This window comes from Porcipelethomonas ammoniilytica (assembly GCF_025567485.1).
Taxonomy (GTDB): Bacteria; Bacillota; Clostridia; order Oscillospirales; family Ruminococcaceae; genus Porcipelethomonas; species Porcipelethomonas ammoniilytica.
This window is the reverse complement of the sequence record NZ_JAOQKH010000025.1, coordinates 3,004-5,662: the sequence shown is the minus strand read 5'-3', so window position 1 is coordinate 5,662 and position 2,659 is coordinate 3,004. Positions and strand designations below refer to the sequence as shown.

Annotated in this window: 1 pseudogene; it reads right to left on the bottom strand. The window is 38.6% G+C overall.

The features are described 5' to 3' along the window. Positions 1 to 2,659 (bottom strand): annotated as a pseudogene (locus OCV67_RS11950) (RHS repeat protein); the annotation flags it as partial.

Genomic DNA, 2,659 nt, shown 5'->3' with positions numbered 1-2,659 from the left:
AACTACTCCGTTTGCAAGGGTTTCTGACTTCTTGTTTCCGTTTCTGTCATAGGTATATGAAACTGTTTCTTCTCCTGTTTCCTTTACCTTGGTAAGCCTCATTTCACCGTCATATTCATAGCTTGTGTATGAATACATCAAAAGGTTATTAATACCTACTATCTGCTGTCTTGTATACTGCGAAACGCCCTCATAGAAAAATCCCTTGAAGGTTGAATATCCGTTTTTACCTTCAACTTCCTCGCTCTTTCTGCCTAAATCATCATAAGCATAGTTTGTAGTCAAATCATTAGTTACGGCTCTTAAAATCCTGCCCATATTGTCATATTCATATGATTTGCTGACATTCTTTTTGGAATCTTTAGAGTTTACAGTCTTTGAAGTAAGTACACGGTTTAAAGCATCATAAGTATTGGTTGTAACGTTGCCGTTTGCGTCTGTGTTTGTGAGAACGTTACCGTTAAGGTCATAGGTTATTGTACCTGAATTGTAGCCTGTGCTGTCGGTGGTTCTTACCGCTCTCAGCCAGTTATCATACTCATAATTTGTTGTCAGATATGTGCTGTCATTCTCTGATGACATACCTGTGTACATCTTGATCTGAACTCCGGCATTGTTGTAAAAATACTTTGAAATATTCTTATCCTTTGAATCTGTTCCGCTGAGTGTTACCTGTTCCAGCAATCCCATTGCATTATACTTATTCTGCGTAATGCTGTATTTTTTATCGCTTGAATCCTGCTTCTGAACAGTCTGTTTTGTCAGAACTATATTACCGTTCTTATCATACTCATTTTCTGTAATCGAATAATTTTCTTTACCGCTGAAAGGAGTATAGGTTGTGGTCAGCTTATTTAAATAACCGTACTCATATTTTGTGGTATTTCTTAATGCGTCGGTCTGTCTTGCAAGCTGTCCGTTTGCGTAATAAGCACTTGTTCTCTTGGTTTCACCATTTGTCTTTTCAGTAACAGGATTTCCTCTGAAATCGGCAAATGTTTCCGTCAAAACCTGTTTTTCCGCTGTGATATATGTTTTCTTTTTAGTCTTTAAACCGCTGCATGACTTGGAAGAACAACTGTCTAGTGCTGTGTATACATTAAATCCGTGTTTTACAAACTCATATTCCGTAGACGTAAGAATCTGCTTTTCAGCTTCTGCCTTCCACTTAAAACATGTTGACTTTTCACGCTGTAATCCGTCATATTCGGTTATGTTTATTGTTTTATCAGGATTGGTTTTCTCTGTAACATTTCCGTATGCGTCGTACTTAAATGAAGTCACATTTCCGAGTGCGTCAGTCTGCTTTTTTACACTGCCGCTTGGATAATATTCTGTCAGTGTTCCATGACTTTTGTCTGCTGAATAATTCGGACTGTATTCCGCTGTTTTTCTGCTTAATTTATCGTACTCTGTAATCGTAACAGCAGCAGTATTTCCCGTTCCGTAATCCTTTACCTTGGTCACATTGTTGAACTTATCATACTCATACTCTTTAACAGCATAAACACCTTTTGCTATATCAACGCTTGTCTTTTCTTTTGACACCTGAAGCTGTGAATTGTACTCGTATTCAACACTGTTTACAACTGTGTTTCCGTCTTTAATTGTCTTGGATTTCGGAAGTCCCTTGCCGTTGCCCGATTTGTAATAATCATACTCCGTTATGTTACCGACAGGATCGGTCGTCTTTTTAATCAGTCCCACTATTCCGCTTACATAGCTGTCTGCATAGTATTCATGACTTGTTATCGCATAGCTGCTTTCATGAGCCGCAAGATATGTTATCGGATTAAAATTCCTTGAAGTTACAGTATTTATATCTGCCTGTGAAAGCGGATTAACACTAGTTGCTTCCTTTAGTATTCTAGTTCCGTTTTTGTCATATGCCTTGATTGTCGCATATCCCATTTCGTCAACGGAAGCAATAAGGCTGTTTTTATCGTTGTAATTGGCTAAAGTGTATGTGCCGTCAGGATTGATCGTCTTTGTCACATTTCCGTTTTCATCACGCTCATACTTGGTAGTATTGCCCATGATATCAACGCTTTCGGACATTTCATCATACTTGTTCTTTCCGTCAACCATGTTGTAAGTGATTTTGTCGACTTCATATGTCTGTCCGTCTGTTTCAACTGTATTTGTCTTTACCGCATATTTTTCATCATAATCATAAGTGAATGTTTTTACAAGAGTATCACCGTCAAATTCCTTGAGACCTGTCTGTTTCTGTCCTTTGTCATAGGTGTATTCCTGCTTCAGTCCTGCGGAATTAATGAGATAATTAACTTCGCCGTGTGACAGATAGTTAATCTGATCTGTTACCTCGTCATAGCAATTTGTGATCTTGCAGAGTCTGCCGTTGCCGTCATATTCGTACTTCTCAGTACCGCCTGATACGCTTGTTGCCGATATTAACTGAAAATCTCCGTTGTACCTGTATGTTACTGTTCTTCCGGCGCTTGTATCCTCAATCTTTGTAACACGAAGATGCTCTTTATTACCGTTATAGTTGATTTTATAGGTTCTGCCTGTGGAATCTGTTACAGTTCTCTGATTGTTGGACATAGCAGAAATAGTCAGGATATTTCCTTCGGCATCCTTTACCCAATCTAACTCGCCTTTGGCAGTAAAATGATATTTTGACTGTGCGGCATTT